14 protein-coding genes and 1 other annotated feature are annotated in these 17,820 nt (G+C 38.4%); of the genes, 2 read left to right on the top strand and 12 right to left on the bottom strand.

The window, feature by feature from the left end; all coding sequences use genetic code 11:
* Positions 1–15: 15 nt before the first annotated feature.
* The 3 genes from VK91_RS08050 to VK91_RS08040 all read right to left on the bottom strand — a co-directional run bounded on the left by VK91_RS08050 (position 16) and on the right by VK91_RS08040 (position 3,390).
* Entirely contained in the window at positions 16–930 is a 915-nt protein-coding gene (locus VK91_RS08050) for a pseudouridine-5'-phosphate glycosidase (RefSeq protein ID WP_048392113.1), read from the bottom strand.
* Between the two features lie 4 nt (positions 931–934).
* Positions 935–2,026 (bottom strand): carbohydrate kinase, encoded by a 1,092-nt coding sequence (locus VK91_RS08045; RefSeq protein ID WP_048392112.1) that lies wholly within the window; start codon positions 2,024–2,026, stop codon positions 935–937.
* A gap of 113 nt (positions 2,027–2,139) precedes the next feature.
* Complete coding sequence (locus tag VK91_RS08040) at positions 2,140–3,390, bottom strand: MFS transporter (protein ID WP_048392111.1); 1,251 nt, start codon at positions 3,388–3,390, stop codon at positions 2,140–2,142.
* Positions 3,391–3,574: 184 nt separating this feature from the next.
* Between VK91_RS08040 and VK91_RS08035 the strand changes: the two genes are divergently transcribed.
* A complete protein-coding gene (locus VK91_RS08035; protein ID WP_048392110.1) occupies positions 3,575–4,033 on the top strand; it encodes a MarR family winged helix-turn-helix transcriptional regulator in 459 nt (152 codons plus the stop codon).
* A 39-nt stretch (positions 4,034–4,072) separates the two neighbouring features.
* Here the strand turns inward: VK91_RS08035 and VK91_RS08030 are convergent, their stop codons facing one another.
* The 8 genes from VK91_RS08030 to VK91_RS07995 all read right to left on the bottom strand — a co-directional run bounded on the left by VK91_RS08030 (position 4,073) and on the right by VK91_RS07995 (position 12,837).
* The gene (locus VK91_RS08030) at positions 4,073–4,585 is read right to left on the bottom strand and encodes an adenine phosphoribosyltransferase (protein WP_004226730.1); all 513 of its coding nucleotides are present in this window, start codon (positions 4,583–4,585) and stop codon (positions 4,073–4,075) included.
* Positions 4,586–4,608: 23 nt separating this feature from the next.
* The gene (gene recJ / locus VK91_RS08025; protein WP_048392109.1) at positions 4,609–6,939 is read right to left on the bottom strand and encodes a single-stranded-DNA-specific exonuclease RecJ; all 2,331 of its coding nucleotides are present in this window, start codon (positions 6,937–6,939) and stop codon (positions 4,609–4,611) included.
* Positions 6,940–7,080: 141 nt separating this feature from the next.
* On the bottom strand, positions 7,081–7,872 hold the full coding sequence (trpA, locus tag VK91_RS08020; protein ID WP_048392108.1) for a tryptophan synthase subunit alpha: 792 nt from the start codon (positions 7,870–7,872) through the stop codon (positions 7,081–7,083).
* A gap of 1 nt (position 7,873) precedes the next feature.
* Positions 7,874–9,079, bottom strand: a complete 1,206-nt coding sequence (gene trpB / locus VK91_RS08015; protein ID WP_048392107.1) for a tryptophan synthase subunit beta — start codon at positions 9,077–9,079, stop codon at positions 7,874–7,876.
* Positions 9,079–9,693, bottom strand: coding sequence for a phosphoribosylanthranilate isomerase (locus VK91_RS08010; protein WP_048392106.1), 615 nt, complete (start codon positions 9,691–9,693; stop codon positions 9,079–9,081). Before VK91_RS08010 ends, trpB begins: the two co-directional genes overlap by 1 nt.
* A complete protein-coding gene (gene trpC, locus VK91_RS08005; RefSeq protein WP_048392105.1) occupies positions 9,690–10,481 on the bottom strand; it encodes an indole-3-glycerol phosphate synthase TrpC in 792 nt (263 codons plus the stop codon). Before trpC ends, VK91_RS08010 begins: the two co-directional genes overlap by 4 nt.
* A complete protein-coding gene (gene trpD, locus VK91_RS08000) occupies positions 10,481–11,509 on the bottom strand; it encodes an anthranilate phosphoribosyltransferase (RefSeq protein WP_048392104.1) in 1,029 nt (342 codons plus the stop codon). Before trpD ends, trpC begins: the two co-directional genes overlap by 1 nt.
* Complete coding sequence (locus VK91_RS07995; RefSeq protein WP_048392103.1) at positions 11,509–12,837, bottom strand: chorismate-binding protein; 1,329 nt, start codon at positions 12,835–12,837, stop codon at positions 11,509–11,511. The genes trpD and VK91_RS07995 overlap by 1 nt, the downstream gene beginning before the upstream one ends.
* 99 nt (positions 12,838–12,936) lie before the next feature.
* Positions 12,937–13,178: a binding site (T-box leader), on the bottom strand.
* A 320-nt stretch (positions 13,179–13,498) separates the two neighbouring features.
* On the opposite strand from VK91_RS07995, the gene VK91_RS07990 reads away from it, so the two are divergent.
* Positions 13,499–15,187, top strand: a complete 1,689-nt coding sequence (locus tag VK91_RS07990) for a methyl-accepting chemotaxis protein (protein ID WP_048392102.1) — start codon at positions 13,499–13,501, stop codon at positions 15,185–15,187.
* Between the two features lie 777 nt (positions 15,188–15,964).
* Here VK91_RS07990 and VK91_RS07985 read toward each other — a convergent pair.
* Positions 15,965–17,749, bottom strand: coding sequence for an ABC transporter ATP-binding protein (locus VK91_RS07985; protein WP_053075691.1), 1,785 nt, complete (start codon positions 17,747–17,749; stop codon positions 15,965–15,967).
* Between the last annotated feature and the right edge of the window lie 71 nt (positions 17,750–17,820).

Raw genomic sequence — 17,820 nt, 5'->3', positions numbered from 1 at the left:
GTTTCGACAAATTGATTAATGTAATTGATTGTAAGCTACAGCAATTTTCGCGCCGACTACTGCATTGTTTTTCACTAATGCAATGTTGGCATCAAGACTTTTACCTTCTGTTAATTCTTTAACTTTGCCAAGTAAGAATGGTGTAACATTTTTACCTTGAATGCCATTCTCTTCAGCTTCAACTAAAGCTTTTTCAATAATGTTTGTAATAAATGCATGCTCTAATGCTTCAGACTCAGGAATTGGATTTGCGATGACAGCGCCACCTTTTAAGCCTAATTGCCATTTCGCAGATAGCATTGCTGCAATTTCTTCTGGCGTATCTAATTGGAAGTTTACATCAAATCCACTTTGACGTGTGTAGAATGCTGGTAATTCATTCGTACCATAACCAACCACTGGCACACCTTTTGTTTCAAGATATTCTAATGTAAGACCGATGTCTAAAATAGATTTTGCACCCGCACAGATAACGGCAACATTTGTTTGTGCTAATTCTTCTAAATCAGCAGAGACATCCATTGTTGTTTCCGCACCACGGTGTACACCACCAATACCACCTGTAACAAAGATTTCAATACCTGCAAGCTCTGCACAGATCATTGTCGCTGCAACTGTTGTAGCACCTAATTTTTTCGTTGCTAGTAAGTAGCCTAAGTCACGACGTGAAGCTTTTGCAACACCTTGAGCATTACCGAACATTTCTAGTTCTTCATCTGATAGACCAATTTTAATTTTCCCATCAATTAATGCAATTGTTGCTGGGACTGCACCATTATCGCGAATAATTTGCTCAACTTCACGCGCAGTTTGCACGTTTTGTGGGTATGGCATACCGTGTGAAATAATTGTTGATTCTAACGCAACGATTGGTAGACCTTTTGCTTGTCCTGCTTTTACTTCTTCTGATAATACGATGAATTCTTTCATGTTGTTATTCCTCCATTTCATTTTTCAACAAATCTACTGATAATTCAGGTCTTACTGTATAAGGAGATGCCAATGTATTTTTTGCATTGGTTAATCCAGCATCAATACATGTCTCAAAAGATTGTCCAGTCAGCCAACTGTGAATAACAGCGCTGACAAAGGCATCTCCTGCTCCTGTCACATCTTCAATTTTGTCAATCACTTTAGCGGCAACATGACAAGGGGCAATCGTTGTAGATGCTGCATAAACGCCCTTGCTACCAGCCGTGATAATGACATGCTCCGCACCTAATTGTAGGAGCTGTTGTAAAGCTTTTTCATAATGGGTAGCGTTTTCAATTTTATGTCCAACAATCGTTTCCGCTTCATCTGTGTTACAAATAAACCAAGTTACGCCTTGTAATGTTTCAGGTAGTCGATTCATTTTTGGCGAAGATACTGGCACAATGACAAGTGGAATATCACGAGCAAGGGCTACTTGCTGGATATACGCCACTGTTTCTTTTGGACAGTTTAAATCCAAAATAAAACAGCCCGCGTTTACAAGCATTGTTTCATGTTTTTTCAACAAGCTCGGTAACAGAAGGTCGTAAACTTCCATATTTGCTACAGCTAGTGCTAGCTCACCTTGTTCATCCATGATGGCAGTATAAGAACCTGTGGAAGCCTCTGCAAGCTGCTCTACATAACGTAGATTCATAAAGGATTCCGAAGCCTCTTGGATCACTTGCCAATCAGCATCCTTACCTGCCGTTGTCAGTAACGTCACTTGGTGGTTTAATCTGCCTAAGTTTTCAGCAATATTTCGACCAACACCACCTACACTAAAGGAAGAACTGGCAGGGTTAGATGTTCCAAATTGAACATTGCCCTTGACATGGAATTTGCGGTCTAAATTAGCTCCACCGATGCAAATAATTTCATTTTCTTCGGGTAATATATAAGCACGACCTACAATTTTTCCTTGCTTCGTTAAACTAGACACTAAATTAGCAAGCACAGGACGCGACAGATTCATTACATCTGCCATTTCTTGCTGAGACATAAACGGATTCTGGCGAATTAAAGCAAGCACCGCCTGTTCTCTTTCATTCATAGCATCACCTTTTATTATATTTGTTTATATTATAAACTTTTGTTTGTGTTATGTCAAAAGATTCTTTATTAAAAAAGTTGAACCTCATCTTACTGAGGTTCAACTTTTTTTGTTTATGCTTGCTGAGGTGTTTGTTTTTTAACAATGATGACGAATAAACTGGCCATTGCACAAAACATTCCTGCAAGGAAAAAAGCCCATGTATAAGAGTTAAAAAATTTATAAATTAACCCTCCACCATACGCAGCAACCGCCGCTCCTGCTTGATGGGAAGCAAATATCCACCCATAGATAATACTGCTTTTTTGCATACCAAAAATTTGTCGTGTAATACTGATGGTCGGTGGCACTGTAGCAATCCAATCTAGTCCGTAAAAGATCGTGAAAATCGTTAATAAAACAAATGATCCTTGTGCAAGTGCATAAGGGAGCAATAATAGAGATGCGCCTCTTAACAGGTAATACCAAAACAATAACCACCGATTATCGAAGCGATCAGATAACCAGCCAGACGCAGTTGTACCTAATAAATTAAAAATGCCCATAAAAGAAAGGAATGATGCGGCAGTGACTAAAGGAACGCCAAAGCTAATACAATAAGAAACAAAATGAGTACCAATTAATCCGCTTGTCGATAGCCCACAAATAAAAAAGCTACCTGCTAAGAGCCAAAATGCTTTAACCTTAATCGCCTCAAATAAACCTTTAAAAGCCATAGCTATTGGATTCTTCTTTTGCTGTATTTGTTGTTCCTCTATAGCCTCCTCTTGTCCATAAGGAGTTAACCCCATATCCTGAGGTCTATTTTTTATAAAAAGCGCAATCATGAAAAACATTATGATACTAAGGAGTAGCATTAATGTGATAGCCCATCGCCAAGAATAGTGTTCAATAATGATAGCTAGAACTGGTAATAAAATTAACTGGCCCGTGGCTGTACTTGCCGTTAAAATACCAACCGCTAATCCTCTGCGTTTTACAAACCAATGATTCGCAACATATGGACTAAGGACAGTTAAAAAAAGACTTGCTCCAAGACCAATAATGCCCCCCCAAATAACGATTAGCTGCCAGGATTCACTCATCAAAAATGTTAAAGTCATTCCTAATACTAAAGTTGCCATAGCACCTAGCATCATTTTCTTTAAGCCAATGACTTCAAGTAATGCAGCCATAAATGGTCCAGATATGCCATATAAAAACAAACTTACAGCAAAGGCTAAAGCAATGGTTGAACGATCCCAGTGAAATTCTTTTTCAAGAGGGTCGATAAACACGCCAGATGATGACATTGTAATTCCTGCGACAATTATCGAGAAAAATGTGACGATTAAAATAAACCAACTATAATGAACACGCTTCACCTCAACACCTTCTTTTCTTTGATAGACTACAAAACATGTATATACATGTTTAAGTCCGCTTATTTCATTTATATGTATATACATGTATAATCATAGTAATCGTTCATAAAGCTGTCAAGAAGTAATTTCTAGTTATTGGGTGTATACTTATAATTAGTAGAATCCCCTTAAAGGAGTACTGTCGATGAAGAATCAACTTAAAAATATTGATTATACACAAATTTGTGTTTGTGCAAACCTTAGAAAAAAAACAAGGGTTGTCACACAATTATATGATAAGCTGCTACAGCCTACAGGTTTAAAAGTTACACAATATTCAATGCTTGCACATATCGACCTTCAACAAGCTGTCTCAATCAGCCGTTTAGGTGAAATTTTACAACTGGATCAAACCACTATAACACGTAATATTAATCTATTAAAGCAACATGGCTATGTTGAGTTAAAGCGAGATATCAATGATGCTCGTACCAAAAAAATAACGCTCACTGAAAAAGGTTTAGAAAAGCTGCATGAAGCAGCACCTATTTGGCAAGGCATTCAAGATAGAATTATCGAGGATATTGGAACCGAAAAATACGCAGATTTCTACGATACCTTGCGAACAATGCAAAAAATTATTCAAGCCTATGACGAAGTATAAAAAAAGCGCCCACAGTATAGGGCGCTTTTTGCCATGCTCTTAATATTGAATAAGTGTTTTAATATTTAAATCGCCAAGCTTTTCGCGACCATTTAATTCTAGAAGTTCAATCAGGAATGCACAGCCTACTACCTGACCACCTAATTGTTCTACTAAACGAACCGTTGCTTCAACTGTACCACCAGTCGCTAGTAAATCGTCACAGATTAAAACTTTTTGACCAGGCTTAATTGCATCATGATGCATTGTTAACGTATCTTTACCATATTCAAGACCGTAGTCTGCACTAATTACCTCACGTGGTAATTTACCAGGTTTACGAACAGGGGCAAAGCCGATTTCAAGTGCATAGGCAACTGGACAACCGATAATAAAACCACGTGCCTCAGGGCCAACAATAATTTCAGCGCCCACTTCTTTTGCATATTCTACGATTTGGTCTGTTGCATATTTGTATGCAGGACCATTATCCATAATTGTTGTAATATCTCTGAAGGTAATGCCCTCTTTCGGCCAATTTTCAACCGTTGTAACGTATTGCTTTAAATCCATGTTATTGCTCCTCCTACGAAACGTTATTCGTCCGCTGATGTTAAACGTTCATCAAACCATTGTTTTAATTCTATATAAGGAGCATAGACAAGCTTTTGCTCCATTTCAATCTGTTCTGAACGTTGTTTGTAAGACGGTGCCTCTGTTAGTGCTTGTTTTGGAGCATTCACGTTGACAGTCGTCAGTCCACTCTCCATTTTAACAAAATCAAGCTCAAAAAACACCTGTGTCATAAATTTTAGTGTATCTAATGGCCACCCCGTATGCTTCGCTAAATCTGCGATATGCATATCAAGCGGAAAGGCTGGTCGATTTTTCAAGAACTTATAATACCAAGCAAATTGCTCACGAGTAGGTAGACCACTGAAGTATTGCGAGTCAGGCATATAAAAATGAGCATAAATACGTGAAGGGGCTGTCTTCTGTAAAACGTCCTCTAGCTTTTGAACATTGTGTGGCAAGTCTAATAGCACGATGTAATCACTTTGTTCAATATTTGAAAGGGCTGGGTCAACCAGTGTAATAGGTGCACCGATTAATGATTGATAATAGGTCATCGTTTCTGGACGAAAGGCGATAAACCGGGCCACGTCCTTCGGTACCGTATTCAGCCATCGAGCTGTTTGACGGATACCACGAATATCAAATAACTGCCATTCTGTAGTTTGGACATCCTCGATCATAAATTGGGCTTTTTTACGTCCCTGCCATTCGTTAATTTGCAAATCGCCTATAAAGGAAACTTTGATGCCATACGTTAATTCATCATGTAAATGCCCTTTGTTAAAACCAACACTATCCAATTTATCATAGCCGTTTGTTATTTCCATTTTAATATGATTCTCGCCCGCTCCAATTTTACGCATGGAGGCGATTTCTACATCCTCTAGCACATACACAGGCTTAGGGAAATCTGTGCCAAATGGTCCTAGTGTTGAAATTTCCTCAATAGCATCCGCTGAAATTTCGTCAATGCTGAGCGGTATATCAATATGCACTACAGGTGTTAATTGCTCCTCTGTTAAACAGGCTCTTGCCTGAGCATCTAAGCGAGTACGTAGTTCATCCACATGCTCTAATGATAAGGTCATACCTGCAGCCATAGGATGTCCACCAAAATGCGGTAAAATATCTCGATTTTTAGCTAGTTCATTATATAGATGAAAACCTTCAATACTTCGAGCAGAACCTTTTGCTATGCCCTTTTCGGGATCGAGTGACAGCACAATCGTTGGACGGTAATACAGTTCAACGAGACGTGAGGCTACAATTCCTACAACACCTGCGTTCCAGCCCTCGCCAGCAACAACAAGAACTAAGGAATTGCCGATTTTTTCATCTGCTTCAATCAGTGCGATGGCTTCATCTGTAATACTTTTCACAATATCTTTGCGCTCGGTATTGCAGGCATTTAGCTTTTTTGCCAATGCGGTTGCTTTAGCATTATCCTCCGCCATTAATAATTCGACACCAGGAGCTGCTTCACCTAGACGACCAACAGCATTCAATCGTGGACCAAAATAAAAGCCAATCGTTTCTTCTGTAATTTTCATCTGCTCTGTACTGGCTATGTCACACATCGCTTGTACCCATGGACTAAGGGAACGACGCATTTCTTGTATGCCCCTCTTCACGAGATAGCGATTTTCATCCACCAACGGAACCAAATCTGCTACAGTGCCAATCGCCACAAATTCTATTAGATGGCTTGGTAGTTCACCATAAAGAGCATGTGCCAGCTTAAAGGCTACCCCTACTCCTGCTAGCTCGCCAAATGGATATTGCCCTTCTGGTATTCGGGGATGAAGAATAATATCTGCTGGTGGTAGCTCCTCACCTGGCTCATGGTGATCTGTCACAATGACATCCATACCAAGCTCCTTTGCTACTCGAATAGGCTCAATACCAGATATACCATTATCTACTGTAATGATTAACTGTACACCATCTTCATAGGCCTCCCGAAATAGGGCTTCATGCGGACCATAGCCATGGATAAAACGATTCGGAATTTTAAAGGAGACGTCTGCTCCAAGATCTAGTAAAACATGTAACATAACGGTTGTGCTTGTCACACCATCCGCATCATAATCACCATACACTAAAATTTTCTCACCATTTTCTAGTGCTTGTTCAATTCGTGCTACCGCTTCAGCCATACCATGCATAAGAAATGGGTCATGGATATTTGCCTCAGTCATATTTAATAAGCTTTCTGCCTCAGCCGTTGTTTCGCAGCCTCGTGCTGCTAAAATTTTTGCTGCAATCGCAGAAAGTTGTAAGTCATTTTGTAATGCTTGTACAAGTGTTGCGTCAGGACGCTCCACCTGCCATCTTTTTTTCGATAGAATCATCTGCTCACTTCCTTACGAAAGCTATTATACCGAATTTCTATAGGTTGCGCACTATCCGTTAGATTGATAGTTTTATCCATCGATTTTTAATTTCTATTCGTCACTTTTCCATTTCTTTCATCATCAAAAAAGCCTACTCTTCTAAAGAGTAGACTTTTCTAACATACCTTTCGAGGCGGCTACTAATGCTTCCACCGTTGCCAAATCTCCTTGATGCAATGCCGTCACAATGGCACTACCGACAATTACACCATCTCCCAAAGCCCCCATCTTTTTCACTTGCTCAGGTGTTGAAATACCAAAGCCTGCAAGCACAGGGATTGGACTTGCTTGACGTAAGCTTGCAAAATGCTGTTCTAAATTATCGGCAAAACGCGATCTTGCTCCTGTGATCCCATTAACGGTCACTGCATAAACAAAACCCTGACTAGCTGCTGCGATGCGTGCTATACGCTCTGTAGGGCTTGTCAATGAGATAAGCTGTACCACATCAATGCCATATGGATTTAATGCATCACGTAACAACTCGCTCTCTTCCAATGGGACATCTGGTACAATTAATCCCTTAACTCCTCCAGCTACACAGGCTTGCGCAAAAGACTTTAAGCCATATGCTAAAACTGGATTGAAATAAGTCATGACTACGAGAGGCACTGTTATTTCATCTCTAAATGACGAGAGTGTTTGCAACACGTTTCTTAATGTCACACCAGCTTTGAGTGCACGTTCTCCTGCTCGTTCGATTGTTGGACCATCGGCAACAGGATCTGTAAAAGGAATCCCTACTTCAATAGCTGTTACCTCTAATTGCTGCAGTTTCAAAATAGTTGGCTTAATGGTCTCTAGCCCTCCGTCACCTGCCATGATATAAGGTATAAAAGCTTTATGACCTTCAGCTTTTGCCTGATCGATCGCTTGCTGTAAAGTTGTCATTTTACATCCCCCCTAGTGCTGCTCGAACTGTGTGAACATCTTTATCTCCTCGACCAGATAAGCACACAACAATGATCTGATCTTTTGCCATGGTCTTTGCAAGTTTTGCCGTATAAGCAATAGCATGAGAACTTTCAAGTGCAGGCAGTATCCCTTCTGTTCGGCTTAATAATTGTAGTGCCTCCAGTGCTTCAGCATCTGTGATGGAGTCAAATTGAGCTCGACCAATATCATGTAAATAACAATGCTCTGGTCCTTTCCCTGGATAATCTAACCCAGCTGAAATAGAATGTGCTTCTTGGACAAAGCCGTTTTCATCCTGTAATAAATACATGTAGGCGCCATGTAATACACCTAATTTTCCACCTGCGATGGCCGCAGCATGCTTCCCAGTTTCAAGACCACTTCCTGCTGCTTCAACACCGTATAAGGCAACTGATTCATCATCAACGAATGGGTGAAACATACCGATTGCATTACTGCCACCTCCAATACAGGCAACAACTGCATCAGGTAAACGCCCCTCTTTTTGCACGATTTGCCTTCTTGTTTCTACTCCAATGACACGCTGAAAGTCCCGAACAATTTTTGGGAATGGGTGAGGACCTAAGGCAGAGCCTAAAATATAGTGTGTATCCTCAACATTTGTCACCCAGTAACGTAGGGCAGCGTTCACAGCATCCTTTAATGTTTTAGAACCACTTTCCACCGATTGAACCTTTGTGCCAAGCAACTCCATACGAAAGACATTTAACTGCTGACGTTTTATATCTTCTGCTCCCATAAAAACAACACATTCTAGATTTAATAATGCACATGCAGTAGCTGTTGCCACACCATGCTGACCAGCTCCTGTTTCAGCAACGATTTTCTTTTTACCCATGCGTTTGGCTAGAAGTGCTTGCCCAATCGCATTATTAATTTTATGTGCACCTGTATGGTTTAAATCTTCACGCTTTAAATAAATCTTTGCTCCATCTAGCGCCTTCGTTAAATTTTCTGCGTAATAGAGCGGTGTTTCGCGGCCAACATAGTCTTCTAAATAATAGGACAGCTCCTCTGTAAATGCAGGGTCTAGTAATGCTTGCTCATAAGCAGCTTCTAATTCAAGCAAGGCTGTCATTAATGTTTCTGGCACAAACCGACCACCAAATTGTCCAAAACGCCCTTCTTTTGTCGGTACACTATTTGCTATTGATATTCCCATCATCTGCTCCCCCTCTTTACTGCCTGTAAAAAAGCTTGTATTTTGGTAGAATCCTTGCTTCCATCTGTTTCTACACCACTTGAAACATCCACCATAAAAGGCCCTACATCCGTAATAGCCGCTTCAATATTGTCTACATTGAGACCACCCGCTAATAGTAATTTTTCTTTGGGAATCCCTACTTGCTCAAGGAGTGTCCAATCAAAAGTGTGACCACTCCCGCCTTTAAACTCTGTACCAGGCGCGTCAAATAAATAATAATCTACCTGATAGTCGGCAGCCGCTTGAACATCCTCTTTTTCTCGTATCGATAATGCCTTTATGGCGGGATAACCTTGCTCCTGAATAAATGCTGGCGTTTCCTCCCCATGATATTGCACATAATCTAAGGGCACTCGCTCTACTGCTTCCTTTAATTCGGCTGACGTTGGATTCACAAAGACACCTATTTTTAAAACACCTTGTGGTACATGCTTCGCTAACTGTTGGGCTTGCTCAATGGATACACGGCGTTTACTCGGTGCAAAAACAAACCCTATAGCATCTGCACCAGCATGAACAGCTGTTTTGACATGTTCTTGCTCCTGTAGACCACAAATTTTGACCTTTGTCATACCGATGCCCCCTCTTTACTTACTTGCAAATCTCGTAGTGCTTGCCCCGCATCTCCACTCCTCATCAAAGCTTCACCTACCAGGACACCACTAGCCCCCATCGAGGCTACTAGCTTCGCATCGTCCTGCGTCCATATGCCGCTCTCACTAATTAATACTCGATTCTCATCAAATGGAAACACATTAGCAATTTCTCTGGTACGCTCTAGGCTTACTTCAAAGGTACGTAAATCACGATTATTAACGCCAATTAACTTTGCATCTACCGCAAGAGCGCGTTCAAGCTCTTCACAATCGTGTACTTCCACTAAAACCTCTAGGCCTAAGCCCGTTGCATAGCTATATAAATCACGTAAGGCATCGTCTGTTAAGGCTGCCACAATTAATAAAATAATGGATGCACCTGCCGCCTTGGCAAATCGAATCTGCACTCGATCAATCATAAAATCCTTACAAAGAAGTGGGGTATCTACAGCAGCAGCAACTGCTGCTAAATCTTCAAAGGAGCCTTTAAAAAATTCCTTGTCTGTTAAGACCGAAATAGCTGCTGCTCCTGCTAGTGCATAGACTTTTGCTTGAGCAACTGGGTCTGCTCCGCCAGCTATTAACCCTTTTGAAGGGGAAGCACGCTTCATTTCCGCGATGACTTGCAGTGTATGAGCTTGACACAATGATTCAATGAACGAGCGACGTGGCGTTTCTGTAAAGTTTGCTAAAGGATCTGGCTGCTCTAATAATGCACCTACCTCAATCTTTTTTTGCAGTAATATTTTATTGAGTATATTCATTACCCTACCTCCACTTCTTTAATTTGCATGCTATATGTTACAACCGCCTCTAATTTTTGTTGTGCTCTACCGCTAAAAATACTTTCCTTTGCCATAGCTACACCCTCTTTGATGGTTTCCGCTTGACCATAGCCAAATAAGCCGATGCCAGCATTTAATACTACTGTATCTAAATAAGGACTCCGTTCCCCAGCCAATATTTTTTGCATAATCACCGCATTTTCATCTGCATTGCCACCACGGATGGCCTTTAAAGGGGCCATTTGAAGACCGACATCTTCTGCGGTTAGGGAAAAGGGAATTAGATCTCCTTTATCTACTAAAACCAATGTATTTTGACCTGCTAATGAAGCCTCGTCTAAGCCTTGTGGTCCTGAGACGACAATGGCCCGCTCACGTCCAAGCATTTGTAAGACTGAGGCATATTCCATGACAAAATTCGGTCGATTAATGCCTGTAAATTGTGTGGATAATGGGACCGGATTTGTTAAAGGACCAACAAGATTAAAGATTGTCGGTTTTCCTAATGAACGGCGAACTTCACCAATTCTCTTTAATTTCGGATGAACATTCGGTGCATAAATAAAAGCGATTCCCTCTCGCTCGAGCAAATGGGCTGTTTGTGGGATGGAAATAGCTGTATGAATACCTAGTGCCTCTAGCACATCTGAGCTACCAGAGGAGGAAGAAATTTTACGGTTCCCATGCTTGGCAATTTTGACACCTGCCCCAGCTAACACGAAAGCAGAAGCTGTACTGATATTAAAAGTATGAAGACCATCTCCACCTGTACCGCAATTATCCATATAGCTACCTTCTTTTACGGCTATATCAAGAGCAAAAGATCGCATAATAGTTGCTAATGCGGCTACTTCATGTGCAGTTTCTCCCTTCGCAGCTAAAGCTGTTAAAAAGCTTGCTATTTCTTCTTTAGGAGTATCATCCCGAAATAACCATTGCGCTGCCTGTAGCATTTCTTCGTACATGAGATGTGTTCCCTGCAGTACTTTCCCTTGTAATCGTTCCATTAGTTTTGCCCCCCATTGCTCACCAGTAACTGTAAAAATGCCTGTTCTTCCTCTTGCACTTGATGTAAAACGTTTTGCACATTTGTATATTTGGTAACAGTTATTGTTGCTTGCAAATGCATGGTATCCTGTTTAACTACAATAGATTGACCTGTTAAGGCAAAATCCAAATGGCCATTAAATCCAATAAAGCCGAGAGCACCAAAATAACCAGCTGCATGCGGAAGCTCCGTTGCTGAAAGCGGGGATATGGTTGCTGCTAAAACATCCAGGGCATGAAGCATTGGTAAAAGCTTTCCTTCTACCCTAGTCGTCATGTGCAGTGCCTTTTTGGACCGCTGGATACGCATAGCCTCCATGACCTGAACAGAATCTCGGAAACAAACCGACTGTAATTCTTGCTGAATAGCCCTAACAAGAAGTGCATGTGATTGCCTAATGCTTTCATGGTTGTATAATTTACGTTCATTTTCTAGTTCTTCATTTTTTGTTTCCCCTCGCGGATATGTTCCCTCTGTAGGAGTCGCAATAACGCTTTCACCTTTTACTCGGATTAGACTTTCAGGAGAAGTACCTAACACAACATGATCCTCAAATTCAATATAATACATATAGGCTGCAGGCTTTTTTTTACGTAGCTGTCGATACAAAGCCAACGTATCACCTTGAAAATTGGCTACATTGCGGTTCGGCAAAACTACCCTTGTTATGTCATCATGTAAGTTGGCTTGCATTGTCTGTAAAACCGTTGCAAATGATTGGTTTGTTGTAGTATCAAGCGGTTGATAACGATAAGATGCTTCGTCACTGATATGCCCGTTTACTATTTGTTGAGCCAATTCTTCCAAATCAGGTTCCTGCTTTTCTGCATCTATATTTGTATGAATCAATGTCACTTCATCTGTTTGATGATCGAAGACAATAATCGTTTCATAGACATGAAAATAAGCATCAGGCAGTTCTATTTTTTTATCTACGAACATCGTTGTACCGCCAAAGCCTATATATCCAACGGCACCTCCTGAAAATGGAAATTGCGTCGTATTGGAAATACGTGGCATGAGGCGTTTAAGAAGAACAATAAGTTCCCCTTGATGCACGTATGTTTTTCCTGTTTTATAGGAAACCTCTTGGATTTCTTGGCCCACACCTTTATATGTTTTTCGTGGATTAGCACCAATGAAGGAAAATCTTCCAGCTCCTTCGTGTTGGGTAGAACTTTCCAATAAAAATTTATGTTTTCCCTGTAAACGCCTAAAAATCAAAATAGGTGTTAAAGAATCGCCATTGATCGTTTTCATTTTTGTTCTTGAACTCGTTATTTGCATAGCTATTTTGCTCCTTTTTCAAAGATTCCTTTAGCTAATGTCTAGACGAATGCTGAATGAAAATAAAAAAGCCCTCTGCAAAAAGGATTATTCCTAATTGCAGAGGACGATTATGACCGCGTTGCCACCTCATATTAGAGCATATGCTCTCACTTTTGTGCTTTACATCATGGCTATGGTAAACCATACCTTGAAAGCACCCCTATAACGTGGGGAATCACGTTCGCTTTTTTATAAGCGACTCTCATAAGTCCATTCACATAAGCTGTAAATCAGTTTACACCAGCCACTGACTCTCTTTATTACACACTTAGGCTACTACTCTTATTCAACAATTTCTCAGCTATTCTCATCTAAACTCAGCTCATCTGTTCTGTGGCTGACCTCGCTCCCGAGATCTTCTACCTTGACCGAACAAAAAGTTAGCCTTAATTCTATGCCAATCCAATACTATTGTCAATCAATTCTGACGAAAAAAGTTGAAATTCCTATTTTATCAGAGGAATCAAAAGTAGGTATATTATCCTTCTATAAAAACTTATTGGAGAATAAGATTTCCTACGATTGAAAATTCCTTGACTATTGACCATGTAAATATATCAAGTTATAGTAATTTCAGAACATCAATTTTTTCCATATAATAAAAGAAAGTAGGAAGTTTATGTCCGTTCGCAAAAAATTAAATATAGGATTCATTTCCTTAACATGTTTACTTTTTATCTCAAGCATCGTATCATTTATTCAATTTAAAACAACTCAGAATGATTTAGAAGAAGTATTAAAGCATCGGATGGTGCAAATCCAATTAACAGATAAAATCCAACAACAACTTGCTTCTCAAGGTTTATTTTTACGCTCCTATATTTTAAATAAGAAGGACGAAACAGCTAAGGCCAATTTAGATCGCTATGAAAAGTTGTTACCTGAAACAGTTCATGAACTTTCTACTATTGTTCGATCAGATTATACAAAAAATATTATGCAGCAAATCACGGAATTGCAAAAAGAGTTACTGTCAAATTCACAGAAGGCTTTACATGCGTTTAATAGTGGCAACACGGATCTAGCACTCTCAATCATCAATAATGATGTTACAAAATACAATAAGGACATTTTTAAGTTAACAACTGAATTATTAGCTTATCACGATGAACAGCTTCAAAATGTTGACCAATCTGTTAATCAAACCGTTTCACGCGCTATTATCATTGCTATTAGCCTTCTCCTTGCAAGTATTATTATTGGTTTATATTTTATGCATATGGTCAAAGCCTCCATTGTCCTGCCCCTACGCAAGGTTATTGGAGCAGCAGATACATTAGCACAAGGTGATTTAACAATTGCTGAGCTTGACCATCAATCAAAAGATGAGATCGGTACACTTGCCAATGCAGTCAATACATTAAAACAAAATCTAGCTGGTTTAATGACTAACATTCAAGATAGTGCATCCCATTTATCGGCTGTTTCAGAAGAGCTTTCTGCTAGCACTGAAGAAGTAACTGCAACTTCCGATAATATTGCTCAACGAATTCAAAATAATGTAACACATATCTCTTCTTCTGCTAGTGCCTCTCAGCAAAGTGCTGTGGCAATGGATGAAACTGCATCAGGTGTCCAACGCATTGCAGAGGCTACTCAAAGTCTTCATCACAATGCAGAAAATCTGACTCAGCTTGCCCATACAGGTGGTGCAACGATTGCAACAGCAAAAGAACAGATGAATATGATCGCACTAGCAACTTCTGATATTGCAACATTAACGCAAAAACTAAGTAAGCAATCAGAAGAAATTGGGCAAATTACAACAGTGATTACAGCAATTTCAGAACAAACAAATTTACTGGCACTAAATGCAGCTATTGAAGCAGCAAGAGCAGGAGAACATGGGAAAGGCTTTGCAGTCGTAGCGGATGAGGTACGAAAACTTGCTGAGGAATCGAATCAATCTGCCAATCAAATCGTTGCTATTACAAGAGAAATTCTAACAGATACACAAAATGTTGCAGCATCAGTAAATAATGGTTTAGCTTCTGTAAAGGATGGTGTAGCCAAAATTCATGAGGCTGGAGATGCTTTTGAATCCATTACGAAGTCAGTGCAAGCATTTACTGACCAAGTTGAAGATATATCGGCCACCTCTGAACAAATTTCAGCAAGTGCGAAAGAAGTCGCTGCCTCTGTAACTGAAATTGCAAATGGTGCGAGTATTTCAGCGAACAACTCACAAATCATTGCTGAAGCAGTAGAAGAGCAAGCTACAACTATGCAACAGGTGAATGAGGTAGCCGAGGAATTAAACAATAATGCTCAGCAGCTACAGTCGTTACTACTGCAATTTATACTTTGATGAATGAAACAAAAAGAATTTTCTGCTTTCTCATTAAATTGAACCCTATTTAACGGACAGAATAATAAAAGTATCTTTGCAAGCTAAGCTACTATTAGATGGTTCCGCCATTTTGTCGGAGCCACCTTTTTCAAATTCCATTACTAACGTGATATATTGTAGTACTCCATGTATGTATTTACCATCTGCTTTAGCTCAAATAAGTTATTTGCCGACTTACAATACGTATTTAAAATAGTAGAAAGTTCAAATGCCATGGTGTTTCAGTTAAAAAGACATTCCCATGCTCTTCTTGTTGAAATGCGCATGCTAAAGTAGTTGGGTACTATATAATGCTCTTATATTAACTGATACACGGGTGTTTCAGCTGCTATAGCTTAACTTCTGTACAAGATTGGGTTTCTGAAATTTATGATACAAGAAATGCTTTCAATTCTATTACAAAATTAGTTATATCATTACAGAGAAAATTGAAGAAATTTCAGCAAGTGCTGAGTAACAACAGGCTTCTGTCAATAAAATGGAAGTATCTCTAATAAAACGCAGTCGTTGAAGGATCGAATGATACTGTTCAACAACTGCAAGTTTTACTTTAGGAGTTTAAACATAATTACTATTTTTTATCATAAATGAACATTTAAAAGGATTAAAGATTATAAATGAGATACTAAGTAAGACAAATTTTCATACCTAAATTATGTAGGAATAAAAATATAGAGGCATTCATGCCAACTATCTAGTCATTGCCTTTTTGACATACTTCCCCAAAATTTATAGCTAGTTATACCAATCACTTTGTGATTTAAACATACTAGCATATTCCCCTCTTAACGCCATTAACTCACTATGATTACCTTGTTCTATAAGTCTCCCATTATCTAAAACTATAATTCGGTCTACCTCTTTACAAATCCCTAATCTATGAGTAATGAATATAGAAGTTTTATCTTTTGTAGATTTAATAAACTTACTCAAAATATCTGATTCAGCAATTGGATCTAGAGCTGCAGTAGGTTCGTCTAAAATAATAATCTCAGAGTCTTTAAACAATGCTCTTGTTAAACCAATCTTTTGCCACTGACCTCCAGATAACTCTTGGCCCCCTGAATAGGCAGTCCCTAATTCAGTTTCATAACCGTGAATTAATTTTTCTATTAACGAATCAATATCTGTTTCCTTAACTACTCTATTGATTTTATCATCATTATCAATATTTTTAATATCACTAATACATATATTTTTTCTTATAGATAACTGGTATCGTACAAAATCTTGAAAAATAGCACTTATTTTCTTCCTTAAATTTAAAGGGTTAATCTGATTAATATGTACCCCATCATAGAATATTTTTCCTTCAGTAGTATTATAAAGACCTATAATACAATTTATTAAAGTACTTTTTCCAGCTCCATTCTTACCTACAATTGCTATCTTTTCTCCACACTTTATTTCAAATGAAATATTATTTAATGTCTTTCGATTACTATGTGGATATTGGAATGATAAATTTTCTACCTTTATTTCTTTCTGGAAAATTAAAGGATTATCTAAGTAAGCACTCAATTTCTCATCCTCTTGATTAATAAAATCATAGTAATCATTAATATATATAGCCCCTTCAAAAATACTAGAAATCCCTTGGGCAACTTCACCAATCATTGATAATGAGAAAGTAATACCCTGCGAAAATATAAAATAATCCCCCATAGTTAATCGGCCATTACTAGATATATATAATATACTGCTTAAAAAAATCAGATTAGATATATCCTTTACACTATATACCCCTAAATTAGATTTAACAGCTTTCTTTTCTAAATTAAATTGCTCTGTATTATTTTTCCAAAGTAACTTTTCCCACAACGAACTCAAATATTCATCATGTTTCGATAATCTTAATTCTTTTGCAGCATGTTTACCAATAAGAAGATTGTATAAATAACTTATTCTTCTTTGTGTAGGTGTTTGTTCATATGCCTGATTATATTTCTGTTGCCCAATTCTAATATTAACCCAGAGTGGAAGGAAAATCAGTAATATAATACTTACTGGTAATATCCAATGAAGGCTGTAAAGCATAACAAGATAACCTGTCAAAGTGATTAAATTTTTAAATATCTCTAGAATAGCAGCTAGAATGCTTGTAGCTCTTTCTCCAGCAGTTGATGCACGTTCAACTTTATTATAGGATTCATGGTCATCAAAAAAAACAAGCGGTAAGCTATTTGCTTTTTGTATTATTATTTTTTGAAGAGAAAAATCGATTTTTTGTTTCATTTTAATTTCAATTAATTTGTGAACTGATTCTGCAGACCAAGTTAATATAGATATTAGAGCCTGAATTATTAACAACAAAATACCTTTTGATATCGATCCTTTATTTTGGATAATATCGACAACTAAATTTACTACTTCTTTCATAATAGCTAAATTTAATAGCGGAGTAAAAGCTAGCATAATATAAAAAACGATATTAATAACAAATAAAATAGGAGTAGTTTTATAAATAAATTTAATTATTTTAATTAAATTTTTAAAAGTACTATAATTTTCATTCTTCATATAAAAATTTGCCTTTTTGTTTTATTGATAGTGTTTCGTCAACTAAAATCCAACTCGGATATTCATTTATA

This window comes from Lysinibacillus sp. LK3 (assembly GCF_001043675.1).
Lineage (GTDB): Bacteria > Bacillota > Bacilli > Bacillales_A > Planococcaceae > Lysinibacillus > Lysinibacillus capsici.
Note: the sequence above shows the minus strand (reverse complement) of the source record. Positions and strands in the feature narration are given on the sequence as shown.

What these genes read in the sequence shown, in the direction of transcription:
- VK91_RS07990 (WP_048392102.1), top strand. Translation starts at nt 13,499, where the DNA reads ATGTCCGTTCGCAAAAAATTAAATATAGGATTCATTTCCTTAACATGT.
- trpB (WP_048392107.1), bottom strand. Translation starts at nt 9,079, where the DNA reads ATGGGAATATCAATAGCAAATAGTGTACCGACAAAAGAAGGGCGTTTT.
- VK91_RS08050 (WP_048392113.1), bottom strand. Translation starts at nt 930, where the DNA reads ATGAAAGAATTCATCGTATTATCAGAAGAAGTAAAAGCAGGACAAGCA.
- VK91_RS07985 (WP_053075691.1), bottom strand. Translation starts at nt 17,749, where the DNA reads ATGAAGAATGAAAATTATAGTACTTTTAAAAATTTAATTAAAATAATT.
- VK91_RS08045 (WP_048392112.1), bottom strand. Translation starts at nt 2,026, where the DNA reads ATGAATGAAAGAGAACAGGCGGTGCTTGCTTTAATTCGCCAGAATCCG.
- VK91_RS07995 (WP_048392103.1), bottom strand. Translation starts at nt 12,837, where the DNA reads ATGCAAATAACGAGTTCAAGAACAAAAATGAAAACGATCAATGGCGAT.
- trpD (WP_048392104.1), bottom strand. Translation starts at nt 11,509, where the DNA reads ATGGAACGATTACAAGGGAAAGTACTGCAGGGAACACATCTCATGTAC.
- trpC (WP_048392105.1), bottom strand. Translation starts at nt 10,481, where the DNA reads ATGAATATACTCAATAAAATATTACTGCAAAAAAAGATTGAGGTAGGT.
- trpA (WP_048392108.1), bottom strand. Translation starts at nt 7,872, where the DNA reads ATGACAACTTTACAGCAAGCGATCGATCAGGCAAAAGCTGAAGGTCAT.
- recJ (WP_048392109.1), bottom strand. Translation starts at nt 6,939, where the DNA reads ATGATTCTATCGAAAAAAAGATGGCAGGTGGAGCGTCCTGACGCAACA.
- VK91_RS08035 (WP_048392110.1), top strand. Translation starts at nt 3,575, where the DNA reads ATGAAGAATCAACTTAAAAATATTGATTATACACAAATTTGTGTTTGT.
- VK91_RS08030 (WP_004226730.1), bottom strand. Translation starts at nt 4,585, where the DNA reads ATGGATTTAAAGCAATACGTTACAACGGTTGAAAATTGGCCGAAAGAG.
- VK91_RS08010 (WP_048392106.1), bottom strand. Translation starts at nt 9,693, where the DNA reads ATGACAAAGGTCAAAATTTGTGGTCTACAGGAGCAAGAACATGTCAAA.